Source organism: Prevotella sp. P6B4 (assembly GCF_000619985.1).
Lineage (GTDB): Bacteria > Bacteroidota > Bacteroidia > Bacteroidales > Bacteroidaceae > Prevotella.
Map to the genome: position 1 here is coordinate 52,098 of NZ_JHVE01000014.1, position 17,505 is coordinate 69,602.

Annotated in this window: 14 protein-coding genes, 1 tRNA gene and 1 other RNA gene; 8 read left to right on the forward strand and 8 right to left on the reverse strand. The window is 48.9% G+C overall.

What is annotated here, in order from left to right:
• Nucleotides 1-27: 27 nt before the first annotated feature.
• The 4 genes from T491_RS0110215 (at nucleotide 28) to T491_RS0110230 (ending at nucleotide 5,326) form a co-directional block, all read left to right on the forward strand.
• Entirely contained in the window at nucleotides 28-1,653 is a 1,626-nt protein-coding gene (locus tag T491_RS0110215) for an OmpP1/FadL family transporter (protein ID WP_028903798.1), read from the forward strand.
• Nucleotides 1,654-1,799: 146 nt separating this feature from the next.
• The gene (locus tag T491_RS0110220) at nucleotides 1,800-3,407 is read left to right on the forward strand and encodes a thiamine pyrophosphate-dependent enzyme (RefSeq protein WP_028903799.1); all 1,608 of its coding nucleotides are present in this window, start codon (nucleotides 1,800-1,802) and stop codon (nucleotides 3,405-3,407) included.
• Between the two features lie 36 nt (nucleotides 3,408-3,443).
• Nucleotides 3,444-4,016, forward strand: a complete 573-nt coding sequence (locus tag T491_RS0110225; protein ID WP_028903800.1) for an indolepyruvate oxidoreductase subunit beta — start codon at nucleotides 3,444-3,446, stop codon at nucleotides 4,014-4,016.
• Entirely contained in the window at nucleotides 4,013-5,326 is a 1,314-nt protein-coding gene (locus tag T491_RS0110230) for a pyridoxal phosphate-dependent aminotransferase (RefSeq protein WP_028903801.1), read from the forward strand. Before T491_RS0110225 ends, T491_RS0110230 begins: the two co-directional genes overlap by 4 nt.
• A gap of 23 nt (nucleotides 5,327-5,349) precedes the next feature.
• On the opposite strand, the gene T491_RS16285 is transcribed toward T491_RS0110230, so the two are convergent.
• The 3 genes from T491_RS16285 to T491_RS0110245 form a co-directional block, all read right to left on the reverse strand.
• A complete protein-coding gene (locus T491_RS16285) occupies nucleotides 5,350-5,772 on the reverse strand; it encodes a hypothetical protein (RefSeq protein WP_036915892.1) in 423 nt (140 codons plus the stop codon).
• Nucleotides 5,772-6,632 carry an RNA polymerase sigma factor RpoD/SigA gene (locus T491_RS0110240; protein WP_028903802.1) on the reverse strand — a complete coding sequence of 287 codons (861 nt, stop codon included), beginning with the start codon at nucleotides 6,630-6,632 and terminating at the stop codon, nucleotides 5,772-5,774. The genes T491_RS16285 and T491_RS0110240 overlap by 1 nt, the downstream gene beginning before the upstream one ends.
• 107 nt (nucleotides 6,633-6,739) lie before the next feature.
• On the reverse strand, nucleotides 6,740-8,233 hold the full coding sequence (locus T491_RS0110245; RefSeq protein ID WP_028903803.1) for a trypsin-like peptidase domain-containing protein: 1,494 nt from the start codon (nucleotides 8,231-8,233) through the stop codon (nucleotides 6,740-6,742).
• 298 nt (nucleotides 8,234-8,531) lie between these two features.
• Here T491_RS0110245 and rnpB point away from each other — a divergent pair.
• Nucleotides 8,532-8,895, forward strand: an RNA gene (rnpB, locus tag T491_RS17120) — RNase P RNA component class A.
• Between the two features lie 11 nt (nucleotides 8,896-8,906).
• A complete protein-coding gene (locus T491_RS16290) occupies nucleotides 8,907-9,830 on the forward strand; it encodes a YihY/virulence factor BrkB family protein (protein ID WP_051523109.1) in 924 nt (307 codons plus the stop codon).
• A gap of 80 nt (nucleotides 9,831-9,910) precedes the next feature.
• On the opposite strand, the gene thrC is transcribed toward T491_RS16290, so the two are convergent.
• From thrC to pgeF, 4 genes are all read right to left on the reverse strand, one after another.
• On the reverse strand, nucleotides 9,911-11,215 hold the full coding sequence (gene thrC, locus T491_RS0110255; protein WP_028903804.1) for a threonine synthase: 1,305 nt from the start codon (nucleotides 11,213-11,215) through the stop codon (nucleotides 9,911-9,913).
• Nucleotides 11,216-11,291: 76 nt separating this feature from the next.
• Nucleotides 11,292-12,530: a cofactor-independent phosphoglycerate mutase gene (locus tag T491_RS0110260; RefSeq protein WP_028903805.1), complete on the reverse strand. Its 1,239-nt coding sequence runs from the start codon at nucleotides 12,528-12,530 to the stop codon at nucleotides 11,292-11,294.
• 5 nt (nucleotides 12,531-12,535) lie between these two features.
• On the reverse strand, nucleotides 12,536-14,968 hold the full coding sequence (gene thrA / locus T491_RS0110265; RefSeq protein WP_028903806.1) for a bifunctional aspartate kinase/homoserine dehydrogenase I: 2,433 nt from the start codon (nucleotides 14,966-14,968) through the stop codon (nucleotides 12,536-12,538).
• A gap of 129 nt (nucleotides 14,969-15,097) precedes the next feature.
• Nucleotides 15,098-15,841: a peptidoglycan editing factor PgeF gene (gene pgeF, locus T491_RS0110270; RefSeq protein ID WP_051523110.1), complete on the reverse strand. Its 744-nt coding sequence runs from the start codon at nucleotides 15,839-15,841 to the stop codon at nucleotides 15,098-15,100.
• An 88-nt stretch (nucleotides 15,842-15,929) separates the two neighbouring features.
• Here pgeF and T491_RS0110275 point away from each other — a divergent pair, with 88 nt between their 5' ends.
• Both T491_RS0110275 and T491_RS0110280 read left to right on the forward strand, forming a co-directional pair.
• Nucleotides 15,930-16,559, forward strand: a complete 630-nt coding sequence (locus T491_RS0110275) for a nitroreductase family protein (RefSeq protein WP_051523111.1) — start codon at nucleotides 15,930-15,932, stop codon at nucleotides 16,557-16,559.
• Nucleotides 16,560-16,603: 44 nt separating this feature from the next.
• Complete coding sequence (locus T491_RS0110280) at nucleotides 16,604-17,257, forward strand: hypothetical protein (protein ID WP_028903809.1); 654 nt, start codon at nucleotides 16,604-16,606, stop codon at nucleotides 17,255-17,257.
• A 105-nt stretch (nucleotides 17,258-17,362) separates the two neighbouring features.
• Here T491_RS0110280 and T491_RS0110285 read toward each other — a convergent pair.
• Nucleotides 17,363-17,435, reverse strand: a tRNA-Pro gene (locus T491_RS0110285).
• Between the last annotated feature and the right edge of the window lie 70 nt (nucleotides 17,436-17,505).

The window sequence follows — 17,505 nt, forward strand, 5'->3', positions numbered from 1 at the left end:
TTATACATTAAAGATTATATTGTCATTATGAAGAAGACTTTATTGGCAGCGTTTGCTTTGGGCATTATTTTGCCGGCAGCTGCACAGGATACATACGAGAGCGCCCGTTTGCTGGGTAGCGATCTGAACGGAACCGCCCGCTATGTGGGTATGGGTGGAGCAATGGAGGCATTGGGTGCTGATATCTCAACCATGGGTACTAACCCTGCTGGTATCGGATTGTTCCGCCACTCTACAGCCAGCCTGGGGGTTGGATTGGTGTCACAGGCTGATGCAAAGGAGTTTGATGGTCTTGGCAAAACTAATATGAGTTTTGATCAGATTGGTTTCGTATATTCGGCTCGTATTAGTTCACATTCTATTGTTAATGTGGGCTTCAATTATCATAAGAGCAAGAACTTCGACCAGATATTGTCGGCAGCTAATGCGCTGAGAGGGTGCTCGCAGAATGGCCTGACATTCCAAAAGGGGTTGAAAGCTGATGAGGCTCATGGCGGGTATGATTTGCGTTATAATGAACAGAATTATATCATGGGCTATGATGGTAGAAATAACTATCGTTCGTTCTGTTACTCCGAAGTTGATCACATGAATGCCAACTCGTTGATGCTTACAGAGATTTTGGACAATAAGGGAACTTTGTTGGATTGGAGCATTGACTATATGGATGCCAACGCTTATAGTTTCGACCGTGCGCATAGAGGCTGGATAGCTGATTATGACTTTAACATAAGCGGTAATTACAACGATCGGTTTTATTGGGGACTGACCGTAGGTATCAAGGATGTGCAGTATAAGGGGTACTCTGAGTATGGTGAGTCATTGGTGCTTCATCAGGGAGGTGGTGAGGTCTCTGGTGGTTCGGTTGCTATTGGCGATGACCGTAGGATTAAGGGAACAGGTGTGAATATCAAGTTTGGTGCTATCGTTCGTCCTATGGAGGAGTCTCCATTCCGAATAGGTGCTTATATCCATACGCCAACATGGTATGAACTAACCTCCAGTAATTCGTCACTCTTGGTGAATAATGCATATGATGGTGAAACTCCGATTGGTGCTTATGATGATATGTCGAGTCAGCAGAGCTACGATTTCGCTTACCATACTCCTTGGAAGTTTGGTTTAAGTCTGGGTACCACTATCGGACGTGAGTTGGCTTTGGGCGCAGGCTATGAGTTTACAGACTATAGCGCCAGTCAGAACCGTATCATCGATGGCTATGACTACTACGATAACGCCGAGACATCAAAGGATCATGCTATGAAGCAGAATACTGAGCGCTCGTTGAAAGGCGTGTCGACTTTCAAGCTTGGTGTAGAGTATAAGCCAGTTCCTGATGTTGCTTTGCGATTGGGTTATAATTACTTGACCAGCGGCTATAAGATGGATGGTGTACGCGATATGACTGTTAACAGCCCAGGCACTATGTACGCTTCAACTACCGACTATGTGAACTGGGACGATACCCAGTGCCTGACTTGTGGTGTAGGTTTCAAGGTTGGAAAGATGAATATCGACTTGGCTTATCAGCTGAGTAAGACTGATGGTGAGTTCCACCCATTCCAGCAGTACGCAACAGGTATGGATACTGGTGTGACAAAGGTTACTAATAAGCGTAGTCAGGGCTTGCTGACCATTGGCTATACATTCTAAAATTGAAAGGTGGATGAATAAAAATACGGCTTAAGCAAATTAAGCCGTATTTTTTTGGCTGTTTGCGTAAAAATGCCTACCTTTGCCCCTGATAGATAATATCACATAATTGAAAATCGTAAAATTGTAAAATATAAATTAGTCAGATGAAAAAGCTTTTATTGGGAGACGAGGCTATTGCTCAGGGTGCTATTGATGCAGGTCTGAGTGGTGTATATGCCTATCCCGGCACTCCATCAACGGAGATTACTGAGTATATTCAGGAGTCGCCAATTGCTAAAGAGCGTAACATCCACCGTCGTTGGAGTACCAACGAGAAGACGGCTATGGAGGCTGCTCTCGGTATGTCGTATATGGGCAAGAGGGCGCTGGTGTGTATGAAACATGTGGGACTGAATGTCTGTGCCGATCCGTTTGTTAACTCGGCTATGACGGGTACCAACGGTGGTGTAGTAGTTCTGGTAGCCGACGACCCATCGATGCACTCATCGCAGGACGAGCAGGACTCACGTTTCTATGCTAAGTTTGCTATGATTCCTACCTTGGAGCCCGGCTCACAACAGGAGGCTTACGATATGATGCAAGAAGCATTCGACCTGTCGGAGCGGTTGCACCTGCCTATCTTGATGCGTGTCACTACCCGTATGGCTCACAGTCGTGCGGTGGTTGAGGTGAAGGAAGAGGCCCGCCCACAGAATGAGCTTAATTACGATGCTCAGGCCAGCAACTGGGTATTGCTGCCCGCCTTTGCCCGTAAGCGTAATGTAGTAGTTACCGGTCAGCAGCCTTTGCTTGAGCAGATGGCTGTAGATAGTAAATATAACAAGTATATTGATGGTACCGACCACCAATTGGGTATCATCGCCAGCGGTATTGCTTACAACTACCTGATGGAGTGCTATCCTGAGGGGTGTCCTTTCCCCGTGCTCAAGATCTCTCAGTATCCAATCCCCAAGAAGCTGATTCGTCGTATGACAGATGATTGTGAGAGCGTGCTGATTGCCGAAGAGGGACAGCCTTTCATTGAGGATCAGGTACGTGGTGTGATGCCTGGAAACGCTGTTATCAAGGGACGGTTGACAGGCGAACTGCCTCGTACAGGCGAGTTGAATCCCGACTTCCTGAAAAAAGCGCTTGGTATTGAGAGCAGCGAGGGCTATGCACCATGTGAGGATGTTACTCCACGTCCGCCTGCACTGTGCCAGGGTTGCGGACACCGCGATGTGTATACAGCCTTGAATGAGGTGCTGAAGGAGTATCCCAATGCCCGTGTGTTTGGCGATATCGGTTGTTACACACTGGGATTCCTGCCTCCATACAAGGCCATCCATAGCTGTGTAGATATGGGTGCTTCGATTACGATGGCCAAGGGTGCCAGCGATGCTGGTCAGTGGCCTGCCGTAGCTATCATCGGTGACTCTACCTTTACCCACAGCGGTATGACTGGTTTGCTGGATGCTATCAACGAGAATGCTGATATTACTGTAATTATCAGCGATAACCTGACCACCGCTATGACTGGTGGACAGGATTCGGCTGGTACCAATAAGTTCGAGGCTATCTGTAAGGGCTTGGGCCTCTCAGAGGATCACCTTAAGGTGGTTAACCCCATCCCTAAGAACATGCCCGAGATTACACAGGCCATTCGCGATGAGATCAATTATCATGGTGTGAGTGTGATTATCCCTCGCCGTGAGTGTATGCAGACGCTGCAGCGCCATCTCAAGCAGAAGAAGGCCGCTGAGAAAAAGTGAATAGTGAATAACGAATAGTGAATAGTGAATAGTGAAATGAAAACAGATATAATTCTTTGTGGAGTAGGTGGTCAGGGTATCCTCTCGATTGCAACTATCATTGGCGAGGCTGCCATGAAGGAGAACCTCTATATCAAGCAGGCCGAGGTACACGGTATGAGTCAGCGTGGTGGCGACGTACAGTCGAATCTGCGCATCTCGAGCACCCCCATCAGCAGCGATCTGATTCCTCTGGGTGGTGCTGATGTCATCATCTCGATGGAGCCCATGGAGGCCCTGCGCTATCTGCCATTCTTGGCTAAGGATGGCTGGATTATTACTTCGAGCGCTCCTTTCGTAAATATTCCTAACTACCCTGAAATCAAGAAGATTAAACAGGATTTGGAAAGTGTAAAGAATGTGATTGTACTGGATATCGAACAGGCAGCCAAAGATAATGGTGTGCCCCGTTCGGCCAACGTGATTCTGCTGGGTGCAGCCCAGAAGGCCTTGGGTATCGAGTACGATAAGTTAGAGGATGCCATCCGTCGCGTCTTCGCCCGCAAAGGTGATGCCATCGTAGATGCCAACATCAAAGCATTAGCCATTGGTAAAGCAGCGCAGAAATAATGGAAACTCCAATTAAAAGAGAAATAGTTGACGGACTGGTGGCAGAACTTGGCATCGAGGATTTTGCCAAGGCTACCATCCGTGAGGTGAAGCAGGTAGCTGCTAAAGCCGAGAAGGCGAGTGGGGTAGAATTCATCAAGATGGAGATGGGTATTCCTGGTCTGCCTGCTGCTCAGGTAGGCGTTGATGCCCAGATAAAAGCCCTCGAAGGTGGTATTGCTCATTCATATCCTGACATTCAGGGTGCGCTAGTATTGAAAGAGGCTGCCTCGCAGTTTGTCAAGGCTTTTATCGGCATCGATGTAAAGCCTGAAGGCTGTGTGCCTGTTACCGGTTCAATGCAGGGTACCTTTGCCTCGTTCCTGACCTGTTCACAGTGTGATCACAACAAGGATACCGTGCTGTTTATCGACCCAGGGTTCCCTGTGCAGAAGATGCAACTGCAGGTGATGGGTGTGAAATACGAGACCTTCGACGTGTATAATTATCGTGGCGAAAAGTTGCGTGCTAAACTCGAAAGTTACATGTGCAATGGTAACATCTGCGCCATCGTGTACTCAAACCCCAACAACCCCTCGTGGATTTGTCTGCGTGAGGAGGAGTTGCAGATTGTCGGCGAGCTGGCAGCCAAGTATGATGCTATCGTGATGGAGGATCTGGCTTACTTTGCCATGGACTTCCGTAAGGATCTCTCAAAGCCTTTCGAAGCGCCTTATCAGGCCACTGTGGCTCGCTATACCGATAATTATATGCTGCTCATTTCTGGCTCAAAGGCTTTCAGCTATGCTGGTGAGCGCATTGGTGTGGTTTGTATCAGCGATGCCTTGTTCCATCGTCATTTCGACGATTTGGCTGCTCGCTATCAGGGCTTGCCATTTGGTCCCGTATTCTCTACTCGCATGCTTTATGCCTTGAGTTCTGGCACCAGTCATAGTGCTCAGTATGCGTTGGCAGCTATGCTGAAAGCTGCCTACGAGGGTGAATACGACTTCCGCAAGGAGATTAGTGTGTATGGTGAGCGTGCCAAGAAACTGAAGGAGATTTTCTGTCGCCACAACTTCTATGTGGTTTACGATAAGGATCTCGACGAACCTATTGCTGATGGCTTCTATTTTACTATAGGCTATCCAGGTATGACTTCGGGACAGTTGGCCAAGGAGTTGATGTACTATGGTGTGTCTGCCATCTGCCTGATAACCTGTGGTTCGGAGCAGGAAGGTCTGCGTGTGTGCACCTCGTTCATTGAGGAACACCAATATGCGCAACTCGAAGAACGCATGAAAGTGTTTGAAAAAAATAATCCTCAGTAGTTTTACTGAGGATTATTTATTTCTTATTCGTAACTCATATCAACGGTCTTAAACTTGAAGTCGGTCTCAGCGATGCTGCGTACATCGTATGGCTTCTTGCTTTTTACCAGATACTTATTCTTCATCTTGGCGTATTTCTTCTCAAGATTCTTGCGGTTCACGTCGGCAATAACTACACAAGTACGGTTGGGGAGTGAACGGTTCTGTGTGAAGTATTCACGCAACTGGTAGCTGTAGTGATTACGGCCTGCCAGCATATTCTTTTTCTTGGTAACCCAAACGCTGTCAACCTGCTGGATATTGGTGAAATATACCGTAGAGTCGTTGAACGAAGCTACGAATCCGAACATATACGCCTTTGGAACTTTTACATTCTGTGCCTGTACGTTGGTGGTGCCGGCAGCCATCAGAATGATGGCGAGTGTAAGTTGTTTAATCAATTTCATTATCCTAAATATGTCTTTAAAAATTTATTCGCTTTACTATTTCTGAGTTTGCGGATAGCCTTTTCCTTAATCTGTCGTACGCGCTCGCGTGTAAGTCCGAACTTTGAGCCGATCTCTTCCAGTGTCAACTCTGGTTGGTTGATGCCGTATGAGGCTTCTACCACGTTGCGCTCTCGCTCATTCAGGGTGTTCAGAGCGTTCTGTATTTCTGATTTCAGCGATTCTTCTACCAGCGAGTTGTCGGCCAGAGGGGCATCGCTGTTTGTCATCACGTCGAGCAGACTGTTGTCTTCGCCCTCAATGAATGGCGCATCCACTGAGATGTGGTGGCCGTTGATGCTCATTGCTTCGTCGATCTTATCCTGCGGCAGATCTGTTTTTTCGGCAATCTCGTCGATTGATGGTCGGCGCTCGTTCAGCTGTTCAAAGCGGTTAATCTCGCGATTGATCTTATTGACTGATCCCACCTGGTTGAGCGGCAGACGTACGATACGGCTCTGCTCTGAGATGGCCTGCAGAATACTCTGACGAATCCACCATACTGCATACGAGATGAACTTGAATCCGCGTGTCTCATCGAAACGCTCTGCTGCCTTGAGTAGTCCAAGGTTTCCCTCGTTGATCAGATCGGGTAGCGATAGTCCTTGATTCTGATATTGTTTAGCCACAGATACCACGAAGCGAAGGTTTGCCTTCGTCAGTCGTTCCAGCGCCTTTTGGTCTCCCTTTTTGATGCGCTGTGCCAATTCAACTTCTTCCTCAGCCGAGATCATGGCTTCTTTGCTGATTTCCTGTAGATACTTCTCCAGAGCCGCACTTTCTCGGTTGGTTATAGATTTAGTGATCTTTAGTTGTCTCATCGTGGTAATATTTTTTAGCTGAGCGCAAAAGTAAGGCTTTTTCCTGAATTGACCAAAAAAAAGCCACGAATTTTCATCATTCGTGGCTCTTTTTTATCGATTTTGTATTATTCGCTCTGCAGATATACTACGAAACCACCTTTTTTACCTGTTGGGAAGATACCACGGATAACGAGCATCTGGTCCTTCGAGTTGTTGGCCTCCTTTACTGCGTTCTGCAGGTCGTCGAAGGTCTTCATAGGAACATCGTTCACGCGCTGGATGATGAATCCCTTAGGTACACCGGCCTCCTTCATCTTACCACCGTTGACCTTGATTACCTCCAGACCGTAGTTGATTTCCAACTGCTTCTTCTGGGCTTCGGTAACAGGACGGAAGTCAGCTCCCAGTACGTCGGTATCAGCGTTCTTCACTACCTTAGTGGTGCCCTGCTCGTTTTTCAGTGTCAAGGTAGCGCTGTGGTTCTTCTTATTGCGCAGATAGGTGATGTTGATCTTGTCACCAGGACGTTTCTTGGCCAGGATTCCCTGCAATTCACCGAACTTGGTAACTTTCTGTCCGTCGATGACGGTGATGACGTCGCCTTCCTTCAGTCCGGCAGCCTCTGCAGCACCGTCCTCTACAACCTTGGCTACATAGATACCCTCCATGGTGCCTAAGTCAACTTCCTTATCCTTGTCTTTCTCGGCGTCAACGTAGGTCTTCACGTCTGTACCCTGAATACCGATCATAGCGCGCTGTACGTTACCATACTGCTTCAGGTCCTCAACCACCTTATTCATAATTGCTGTTGGGATGGCGAAACCGTAGCCGATATTCGAACCTGTGGGTGATGCCAGCATGGCATTGATACCTACCAGCTCACCGCGGGTGTTAACCAGTGCACCACCAGAGTTACCTTGGTTGATAGCGGCATCGGTCTGGATAAAACTCTCGACACCGTTAGCGCCCAGTGTACGTGCTTTTGCTGAGATAATACCTGCTGTAACGGTATTGTTCAGGCCGAGTGGGTTACCTACAGCGAGAACCCATTCACCCACCTTGACATTGTCGCTATTGGCAATTACGATGGCGGGCAAGTTCTTGCCGTCGATTTTGATGAGTGCCAGGTCGGTGGTCTTGTCGGCACCGATGACACGAGCTGAGTATTCCTTCGAACCCTCGTTCAGGCTAACTGTCAGCTCGTCGGCTCCGTCAACTACGTGGTTGTTGGTGACAATATAACCGTCGGCAGAGATGATAACGCCCGAACCGGCTGCAGCACGCTTAGGTGTCTGCACCTGACGCTGACGGCGCCCGTTGTTACCCTGACCCTGTCCGAAGAATCCGCCAAAGGGATTAGAGAAGAAGTCCTCGAATGGATCACTATACTCAACGGTCTGAATCTTTGAGTTTTGTACCGATTTGATGTATACTACCGATGGCAGGGCCTTTTCGGCAGCATAAGTCAGGTCTACAGGCTGTCCGGCAGGAGCAGCTGTTGTTGATGTCATAATAGGAGCGGGAGCAGTAGCGGCATTGGTTTTAGCGAATGCAACTACTGAAAGCGTCAAAGCAACTGCACAAACGGCAGGTGTTGCTACATTTACGATTTTTTTCATATTCTCATTCATTTTTTTAAGTTTTAAATTCTACAATCCAGTTTCCTTTCACGTTTTGATGGTGCAAAAATAAGTGCATTATTTGGAATACTGACAAAATGTCGCAAAGATTTGTCCCATTTTAACAATTCGCCCCACATGCTTAACGCGCATTTGCGATTAACACTTTAAATCTTAAATTACTGACAAAATTAAGGATTTGTTATGATTTTAGTTACATATTTTTAATTATATCAATTATTTTATGCAGATTCTTCTTGAATTTGCGAAAATATGAGTATCTTTGCAGGCAGAAAACGCACTGCAACGGTTTGTCGCTGGCGCTTCTGAAAGGTCGCGCGAGAGGAAAGTCCGGGCAGCATAGGGCGCTCCACTTCTGAAAGTAGAAGCTATTGGTGACAGTAGGTGCCGGCAGAAGAAAATTACCGCCGCAAGGTAAGGGTGAGAAGGTGGTGTAAGAGACCACCAGCCAGCGGGTGATCGTTGGGCTGTGCCGACTGGGGGCTGCAAGTTCATGTAAACCGTCGTCTGAGGGTTGCCCGCCCGAGTTCTTACACGATGGAGGGTAGAACGCTTGAGCCATGAGGTGACTTATGGACTAGATAAATGACAAACGCCATGCTTGCATGGTACAGAACCCGGCTTATAGGTGCAGTGCTTTTTTTTCGATCATATGAAGATAAACCAGATATATCGTACGCTGATTCTCACCATTCGTTTCTTTACCACGAAACGAGTGATGACGCAGGCGTCGGCCCTTACTTATTCTACGTTGCTGGCCATAGTGCCTATCTTGGCTGTGATTTTTGCCATTGCGCGTGGATTCGGTTATAACAAGTATATTGAGATATGGTTTCGCGATGCGCTGTCGTCGCAGCCTCAGGTGGCTGATATCCTGACCGACTTTGTGAACAGCTACCTGATTCATACGCAGAGTGGTATCTTCTTAGGTGTGGGTTTGATCTTCATGCTCTATACGGTTTTGATGCTGGTTAACAATGTGGAGGAAACGTTCAATCAGATATGGCAGGTGAGCAATTCGCGTCCGCTTATCCGTTCGCTTACAAACTATTTGGCCATGTTCTTTGTATTCCCCATTATTATTGTGGTGTCGATGGGTCTTTCCATCTTTATGGCCACGGTGGCGAAACACATGGAAGGCCTTTTGATTTTGGGCTCGGCGGTGAGTAGATTACTCGATTTCTCGCCTTATCTGCTGTTGTCGATGCTCTTTGTAATACTGTATGTGTATATGCCCAATACCAATGTCAAGTTTAAGAGCGCCATTGTGCCAGGTATCCTGTCGGGTGTTGCCATGCAGCTGCTACAGTTGTTCTATATCCACTCGCAGATTTGGGTGACTGGCTATAACGCTATCTACGGTTCGTTTGCTGCGTTGCCCTTGTTCATGCTTTGGGTACAGATTTCGTGGACCATCTGCTTGTTTGGTGCGCAGCTCACTTATACCAATCAGAACATGGACCGCATCGGTATCAATCTCGATGAGATCGACATTCATCCGCTTATCGATATGACGGATGATGAAAGAGACGAAGCGGCCAGAGAATTGTACTCTGACCGCCTCGATTCTCTATAATTTTTTTGCAACGGCTACACGACTTAAAGATTAGTTTTTAGGATTAATCCGTCTTGTTAGTCCTATTGTCCGTTGCTGAATTATTGATGCATGAGATAATCTTTAAAGTCTGCGAAGTCCTTTGTCATGGGGACGCTTTGCTTCTCACCACGCATGAAGGCGGCTAAGCGCTCGGGTATAGCTACATCGATACCCAGAATCTCATCAACCTTCTCCTTGAACTTAGCAGGGTGGGCTGTTTCGCAGAACACACCAACCTCGTCAGGCTGCAGTCCGTCGGCCAAAGCCTGATAGCCGCAAGCACCATGAGGATCAAGGATATAGCCCGAAGCCTTGTAGCACTCGCGCATGGTTTCGCGAATCTGTTCGTCGCTATAGGTAGCACCGCTGATCAGCGCGCTGATCTTCTCGTGACTCTTGCCATACAGGTCGTAGATACGGGCAAAGTTCGAAGGATTGCCTACGTCCATTGCGTTAGCGAGTGTCTGCTTCGATGGTTTGGGCTCGTATTTGCCTGTCTGCAGATACTTATAGAAGATATCGTTGGCGTTGTTGGCAGCAATGAATCGCTTGATGGGCAGTCCCATTTCATGTCCGAACAGCGCTGCACAGATGTTTCCAAAATTACCACTCGGAACACATATCACCAAATTATCGGCCTTACCTTGCTCCTTCATGCGGGCGTAGGCATTAAAGTAGTAGAATGCCTGGGGCAGGAAACGAGCCACATTGATTGAGTTAGCCGATGTCAGCTTCATGTGCGCGTTCAGCTCAGCATCCATAAAGGCATTTTTTACTAATGCCTGACAGTCGTCGAACACACCATCCACCTCGATGGCTGTGATGTTCTTGCCCAGTGTAGTAAACTGGCACTCCTGTATTGGACTTACCTTGCCTTTGGGATAGAGCACATACACGTGGATACCCTCAACCCCCAAGAATCCATTGGCTACAGCCGAACCTGTATCGCCGCTGGTAGCCACCAGCACGTTTACCTCCTTATGCCCTTCCTCCTGCTTAATAAAGTACTGCAGCAAGCGCGCCATAAAGCGGGCGCCAACATCCTTAAAGGCGAGTGTAGGACCATGGAACAGCTCCAGAGTATAGATATTATCCTTAACGTTCACCACAGGACAATCGAATGCCAAGGTGTCGTACACGATATCATGCAGGGCATCAGGATCTACATCTTCGCCAAAGAAAGCGCTGGCTACGGTGTAGGCAATCTCCTGAAAACTCATCTTTTCGATATTATCGAAAAACTCCTGGGGCAGCTTGTTGATACGCTCGGGCATATACAGTCCGCGATCTTCTGCCAGTCCCTTTACTACTGCTTTGTGCAGGTCGGCAATAGGAGCCTTGCCGTTGGTGCTGTAATATTTCATACTTTTAACTTTGATCTTTGAACATTCTTTTAGTCGGCGTTCCGCCTTTGTAAAAGCGGCATAGCCGAGCGGAACTTTATTTTTCGGTCATCAGGGCTTGCATGAATTCGTTAAGCTTCAAGAGACCGTAACTGCCTGATACGCAGCTCACTTCGTCGTATTGCTGAACCTCGTCGGGCTCGATGCCTTTGTGCCAAATCAAGAATGGCACGGGCTGTCCTACGTGTATGCGCATCTCAACAGGTGTCAGGTGGTCGGGCAGCACTGCCATACATACGGGCTCGTTCATCTTAAGGATGTGCTCGTAGATGGGCTTGATGAGTCGTTGGTCGAGATACTCGATGGTTTTGAGCTTCAGCTCCAGATCGCCGTCGTGTCCGGCTTCGTCGCTGGCTTCAACATGTACAAACACAAAGTCGTCGTGCTCCAACGCCTCGATAGCCGCCTTAGCCTTACCCTCGTAGTTGGTGTCGGCGAGTCCGGTAGCCCCTTCCACTTCCACAATTCTCAAGCCTGCATAGTGACCAATGCCACGAATCAAGTCTACAGCCGAAATCACTGTACCCGATTTGATGTCGGGATACTGCTGCATCAGCGTTTCCATCGACGGACGATAACCACCGCTCCAAGGCCAGATGCTGTTAGCCTGTCGTTCGCCTTTAGCGACCTTAGCCTGATTATAAGGGTGCTTGGGCAGCAGCTCCTGCGATTTCAAGATAAGTTCGTTCAGCAGGTCGGCTGTCTCCTGTGCTTCAGGAATATCAGCTTTTACCAGCAGTGGGCGCCACTCCTCGTTAGGATGGTCGTGGGGTGGGGCGCAAGTAATGTGCTTGTTGCCGCCCTTGATTACCAGCAGGTGACGATACTGTATGCCAGTGATAAATTTTACGCGTTCGCAGCCTAGACTCTCGTTGATGGGCTTGGCCAGGGTTTCGTTCAGATAGTCGATCAGCAATCGGGCATCATCTGTTTCCAGATTACCACCGTTGTGTGTGATGATCTTTCCATCCTGCAGATTGATGATGTTGCAACGTAAGGCCAGGTCGTCGTCGGCCATCTCATAACCTATCGAGGCAGCCTCCAATGGTCCGCGACCCTCGTACACCTTATTCAGGTCGTAACCTAAGATGGCGGTGTTGGCCACCTCGCTGCCAGGAGGAAATCCCTCGGGCACGGTTATCAGTCGGCCGCAGCGTCCTTCTTTTGCCAACTGGTCCATCATGGGTTTGTTGGCATATTGTAGTAATGTCTTTCCTCCCAGTCGTTCTACTGGCAGGTCAGCCATTCCGTCTCCTAAGATAATAATGTGTTTCATAGCTTTTAAATATTAGCGATTGACATGATGTTTGCGAAGACACCTGCTGCTGTTACGCTGGCACCGGCACCATAGCCTTGAATGAGCATGGGGTACTCCTTGTAGCGCTCTGTGGTTAGCAGCACAATGTTGTTTGAGCCCTCCAGACGGTAGAACGGATGGTTGATATCCACCTCGCGCAGAGCTACGTTGGTCTTGCCGTCTTCCATTGTGGCTACAAAGCGCCAACGCTTGCCTTCGGCATCCAGCTTCTGGCGTCGTGCCTCAAAGTCGGCATCCAGCTCAGGCAACTTCTTCCAGAAGTCGTCAACCGTACCCTCAAAGTATTCATTGGGCACAAACAGATGCTTCTCTACATCGGCCTGTTCCACCTGATAGCCGGCCTCGCGGGTTAGAATCACCAGTTTGCGAATCACGTCGGTACCACTCAGGTCGATACGTGGATCGGGCTCGCTGTAGCCCTGCTCCTTGGCACGTCGTACTGTCTCCGAGAAGGGCACGTCGGCAGCTATCTCGTTGAAGATGAAGTTCAGCGTACCACTCAGCACAGCCTCGATTTTCAGGATTTTATCGCCCGAGTTTCGCAGGTCGTTGATGGTGCCGATGATAGGCAGTCCGGCGCCCACGTTGGTTTCGTAACGGAACCAGACACCTCGGTCGCGAGCCGTCTTCTTCAGTTTCATATAGTTGGCGTAATCGCTCGAAGCCGCCAGTTTGTTGGCTGCAATCACGCTGATGTTATGCTCTAAGAACGATTGGTACAGCGCAGCAATATCCTTGCTGGCGGTACAATCTACAAACACGCTATTAAAAATGTTCATGCCAATCACCTCGTCGCGCAGGTTCTTGCCCTGTGCCTCGGGAGCCTTCAGCAGTTCACGATAGTTCTCAAGGTCGATGCCATCGCGGTCGTAGATGCCAGCCTTCGACGAGGCGATACCCACCACGTTCAGCTTTAGACCGTTACGCTGCATCAGTGTTTCGTACTGACTGCGAATCTGCTCAATCAGCTTGCCACCCACGGTGCCCACACCGCAGATAAACAAGTTGAGTACCTTGTATTCCGAGAGGAAGAACGAGTCGTGGAGTACGTTGAGCGACTTGCGCAGGAACTTGCCATCCACAACAAACGAGATGTTCGTCTCCGAAGCACCCTGTGCACAGGCAATCACGCTGATACCACTGCGACCTAATGTGCCAAACAGTTTTCCTGCGATACCTGGTGTATGCTTCATGTTCTCACCTACGATGGCGATGGTGGCCAGTCCGCTCTCGGCGTGCATGGGGAACATGGCGCCCGTCTCAATCTCCTTGGCAAACTCGTCGTTCAGCACCTCTACAGCATCGTTTGCATCCTCGTCGCGCACACCGATTGAGGTTGAGTTCTCTGATGATGCCTGCGATACCATGAACACACTGATACCCTTGTTGGCCAGCGTGGTGAAAATGCGTCGGTTCACACCAATCACACCTACCATCGACAGTCCCGTAACGGTAATCAGGGTAGTACCCTTAATACTGCTGATACCCTTAATAGGCTTCTGATCGTTCTCGATATGATCCTTAATCAGTGTGCCCGGGTGTTCGGGGTTGAATGTATTCTTAACCTTAATGGGAATGTTTTTTACGCAAACGGGGTAGATGGTTGGGGGATAGATAACCTTGGCACCAAAGTTACACAGCTCCATCGCCTCGATGTAGCTCAGTTCGTTGATGGTGTAGGCCGTCTTAATCACACGTGGGTCGGCGGTCATAAAGCCATCCACGTCGGTCCAAATCTCCAGCACCTCGGCGTCGAGTGCTGCAGCAATGATGGCGGCGGTGTAATCGCTACCGCCACGTCCCAGGTTAGTGGTCTCGCTAGTGTCCTTATCTCTACTGATAAAGCCAGGCACCACAGCTACCTCGGGCATATCTTTAAACGCCTCGCGAACCAGCTGGTTGGTCAAATCGGCCACCAGACGGTGCTTGCCGTTCTTTTTTTCTGTACGGATAAAGTCGCGACTGTTCATGCGCTTGCCACCCTTAATGAGTGTGGCCACGATGTTCGACGATAAGCGCTCGCCGTAACTTACAATCGCATCTTCTGTCTTTTTCGAGAGGTCGTGAATCAGATATACGCCATAATAAATGCTCTTCAACTGGTCGAACAGCTGATCCACTTTGTTGAATAAATCTACGCGCTTTTTGTCATCGGTAATGATGGTGTCGATCATTTGGTGATGTCGTGTCACCATAGCGTCGAATTCCTCGCGCCACTTGTCGTCTCCCTTCAGGGCCATCTGCGATGTGGCAATCAGTTTATCGGTGATACCGCCCAGCGCACTAACTACTACTACGACAGGTTGCGTCCGAGCCTCTGTCTCAACGATTTTTTTCAAGCTGAGAATGCTTTTTACGGAACCTACGGACGTTCCGCCGAATTTCAATACTTTCATATTCCTATGCAATTTACCTTGCCTTTAGCGGTACCCTTAAACAAGCAGGGCTTCATCCACTGGCGCTGCAAAGGTAAGTGTTTTTGTGCAAACAGCCAAATATCTGAAAGGAAATTTAGCTATTTACTTTCATTTTATCATGATTCCGGTATAAATTCTTCCACTTTTAATGCCCAGCCTTCGTGCCGAGAAGAACTGGTCATAGTGCTCGTAGGTGCATACGCCTGCTATCTCGATGTTGCTGGCGGGCACGCCCGTCTGTTGGATGTCGAGTGCATTGGCCTGCCACAGGTCGATATGCCATTTTTCGCGCCGTAAGGCTATGCGCTGCATATCGAAGTCGGCTTGGGCAAATGCCTCGTACACCTCGTCGCCTATCTCGAAGGCCTCTGGGCCGATGCTCGGACCTATCGCCACCTTGAGGTCTTCTGGTTGCGAGCCATAGCGTTCTGCCATTTGGGCGATGGTTTTTTGTGCGATGTGTGCCACGGTACCTCGCCAGCCCGCATGAGCTGCTGCGATGGCTCGCGTGCGCGTGTCATATATTAATATAGGTACACAGTCGGCTGTGGATACGCCGATGCAGGTGCGGGGCAGGGTGGTGATGAGTGCGTCGATGCCCTCAAAGCGGCTACCTAAGTTCTCAGCAGTTACCTCGGCCACCAGTGTGTCGTGTACCTGTCGTGGTAGTACCAGATGCTGGTCGTCAATCTCCAGCATCTGACACAGGTCGTGACGGCAGTTGGCTATATGCTCCTCGTTGTCGTCGGTATACCAGGTGATGTTGAACCCGTCGTAGGGTGCATCCATATCTACAAAGCCTCTCTCGGTCGAGAAGGCGATGATGTCTCTTTCTTTGCTTAGGTGTAACATAATGGTGCAAAGGTACAAAAATATTGTTAAAATCTTGTAGAATAGCATATTTTTGTGTATATTTGCAAGCGATTTTTAAATTAAAACTATGACAAAAAACTATCTGATTGGTGCAGCTATTGCACTTCTTTCGCTAACCAGTTGTTCTAATAGTAACAGTAGTAATACAGAGTCGGCAGGTACATCGCCGTCGTTCGATGAAGTGCTGACCTCGCGCCGCAGTGTGCGTAGCTACGATGCCTCGAAGAAGATTTCTGAGGCCGAGGTGCGTGAATTGCTGCTGGCAACACAGGAGGCACCATCGTGGGCCAACCAGCAGCCTTCCAAGTACTATGTGGCCATCAGTCCTGAGAAACTGGCTGCCGTGCAGGATATGGTTGGTGGCAACAAGGATCGTATCAAGGATGCGCCAGTGCTCATCGTCTCTACTTTCGAACGTGGCAGGTCGGGCTTCTTCCAAGGCAATCAGACCAATGAGGTTGGCGATGGCTGGGGTGCTTACGACAATGGTCTGAGCAACTGCTATCTGATTATGAAAGCACGTGCTATGGGCTTCGATACGCTGATTATGGGTATGCGCGATGCCGATCAGTTGCGTGAGTTGTTTGCTATCCCTGAGAGCGAGACTATCATGGCTGTTATTTCGCTGGGCTATCGTGCTGAAGAGCCAAACCGCCCAGAGCGCAAGCCTCTCGATGATGTTGTGAAGTTCTATTAAATAGATCCAGTATGAACTGTGTCAACAGATTTTTTACTAGGTTAATGACCAATGTTCCTGCTGGTCATAAGTTCTATCGTGGTAAGTTTGAGCGTGGCGCGGCTGAGTATGTGTATATTCCAACGGCCCAAGGGCATGTGTTGGATGGCAAGTTTCGCTACGAGTGCAATCACAAGGATGGCAATTATGAGCATGCGGAAGGCGAGTACGAGCACGATTTTAAGAGTGGCTACTGGTCGATGTTCTGTAAGCATAGCGATGGACGTAAAGAGTTGCGGACGCACTTCATGTGTGGCGTGTTGAGCGGCGATATGATCTATGCGTCACTGAACAACACAGATGATACTGCCGAAGACCTGGCGCTGACGGTTTTCGATGGTGAGGTGAGTGGCCATATTACTGGTCGTTTCAAGGATGGACATAGTTTTCACGGTTTGTGCGACGATAATGGTTATCCTGACGGTCCTTGGACGCTGATCAAGTACGACAGGCGAAAAATTGTATCTACAATCACAGAGAACTGGTCGCACGGCATCTTCCAGAATGCCTATCACGAGGATGCCGAAGGACATCGCACGCCAACGGAAGTGAGTTTGCGCGAGCTTATCAATGCCAAGTTGATGAACGAGGTGAGCCAGTTGTTAGGCTATGTCTCTCGCGGCACCAAGGACGATATCCTGCACATCCGCCGTCGTTAAAATAGTTAATCCCCTCCAATCACGGAGGGGATTACTTTTGGTACTACATCAAGCGTATGAAAAAGAAAAAAGCGAGGGAATCTTTCGACTCCCTCGCTCCTCCTGTCGGGATTACTGGACTCGAACCAGCGACCTCGCGCCCCCCAGACGTGTGCGCTACCAACTGCGCTAAATCCCGATCAAAACTATGCTTAACACCGACCTCATTGTCGAATGCGGGTGCAAAGGTACGGAGTATTTTTGAAACT

What these genes read in the sequence shown, in the direction of transcription:
- T491_RS0110215 (WP_028903798.1), top strand. Translation starts at nt 28, where the DNA reads ATGAAGAAGACTTTATTGGCAGCGTTTGCTTTGGGCATTATTTTGCCG.
- T491_RS0110220 (WP_028903799.1), top strand. Translation starts at nt 1,800, where the DNA reads ATGAAAAAGCTTTTATTGGGAGACGAGGCTATTGCTCAGGGTGCTATT.
- T491_RS0110225 (WP_028903800.1), top strand. Translation starts at nt 3,444, where the DNA reads ATGAAAACAGATATAATTCTTTGTGGAGTAGGTGGTCAGGGTATCCTC.
- T491_RS16285 (WP_036915892.1), bottom strand. Translation starts at nt 5,772, where the DNA reads ATGAAATTGATTAAACAACTTACACTCGCCATCATTCTGATGGCTGCC.
- T491_RS0110240 (WP_028903802.1), bottom strand. Translation starts at nt 6,632, where the DNA reads ATGAGACAACTAAAGATCACTAAATCTATAACCAACCGAGAAAGTGCG.
- T491_RS0110245 (WP_028903803.1), bottom strand. Translation starts at nt 8,233, where the DNA reads ATGAAAAAAATCGTAAATGTAGCAACACCTGCCGTTTGTGCAGTTGCT.
- T491_RS16290 (WP_051523109.1), top strand. Translation starts at nt 8,907, where the DNA reads ATGAAGATAAACCAGATATATCGTACGCTGATTCTCACCATTCGTTTC.
- thrC (WP_028903804.1), bottom strand. Translation starts at nt 11,215, where the DNA reads ATGAAATATTACAGCACCAACGGCAAGGCTCCTATTGCCGACCTGCAC.
- T491_RS0110260 (WP_028903805.1), bottom strand. Translation starts at nt 12,530, where the DNA reads ATGAAACACATTATTATCTTAGGAGACGGAATGGCTGACCTGCCAGTA.
- thrA (WP_028903806.1), bottom strand. Translation starts at nt 14,968, where the DNA reads ATGAAAGTATTGAAATTCGGCGGAACGTCCGTAGGTTCCGTAAAAAGC.
- pgeF (WP_051523110.1), bottom strand. Translation starts at nt 15,841, where the DNA reads ATGTTACACCTAAGCAAAGAAAGAGACATCATCGCCTTCTCGACCGAG.
- T491_RS0110275 (WP_051523111.1), top strand. Translation starts at nt 15,930, where the DNA reads ATGACAAAAAACTATCTGATTGGTGCAGCTATTGCACTTCTTTCGCTA.
- T491_RS0110280 (WP_028903809.1), top strand. Translation starts at nt 16,604, where the DNA reads ATGACCAATGTTCCTGCTGGTCATAAGTTCTATCGTGGTAAGTTTGAG.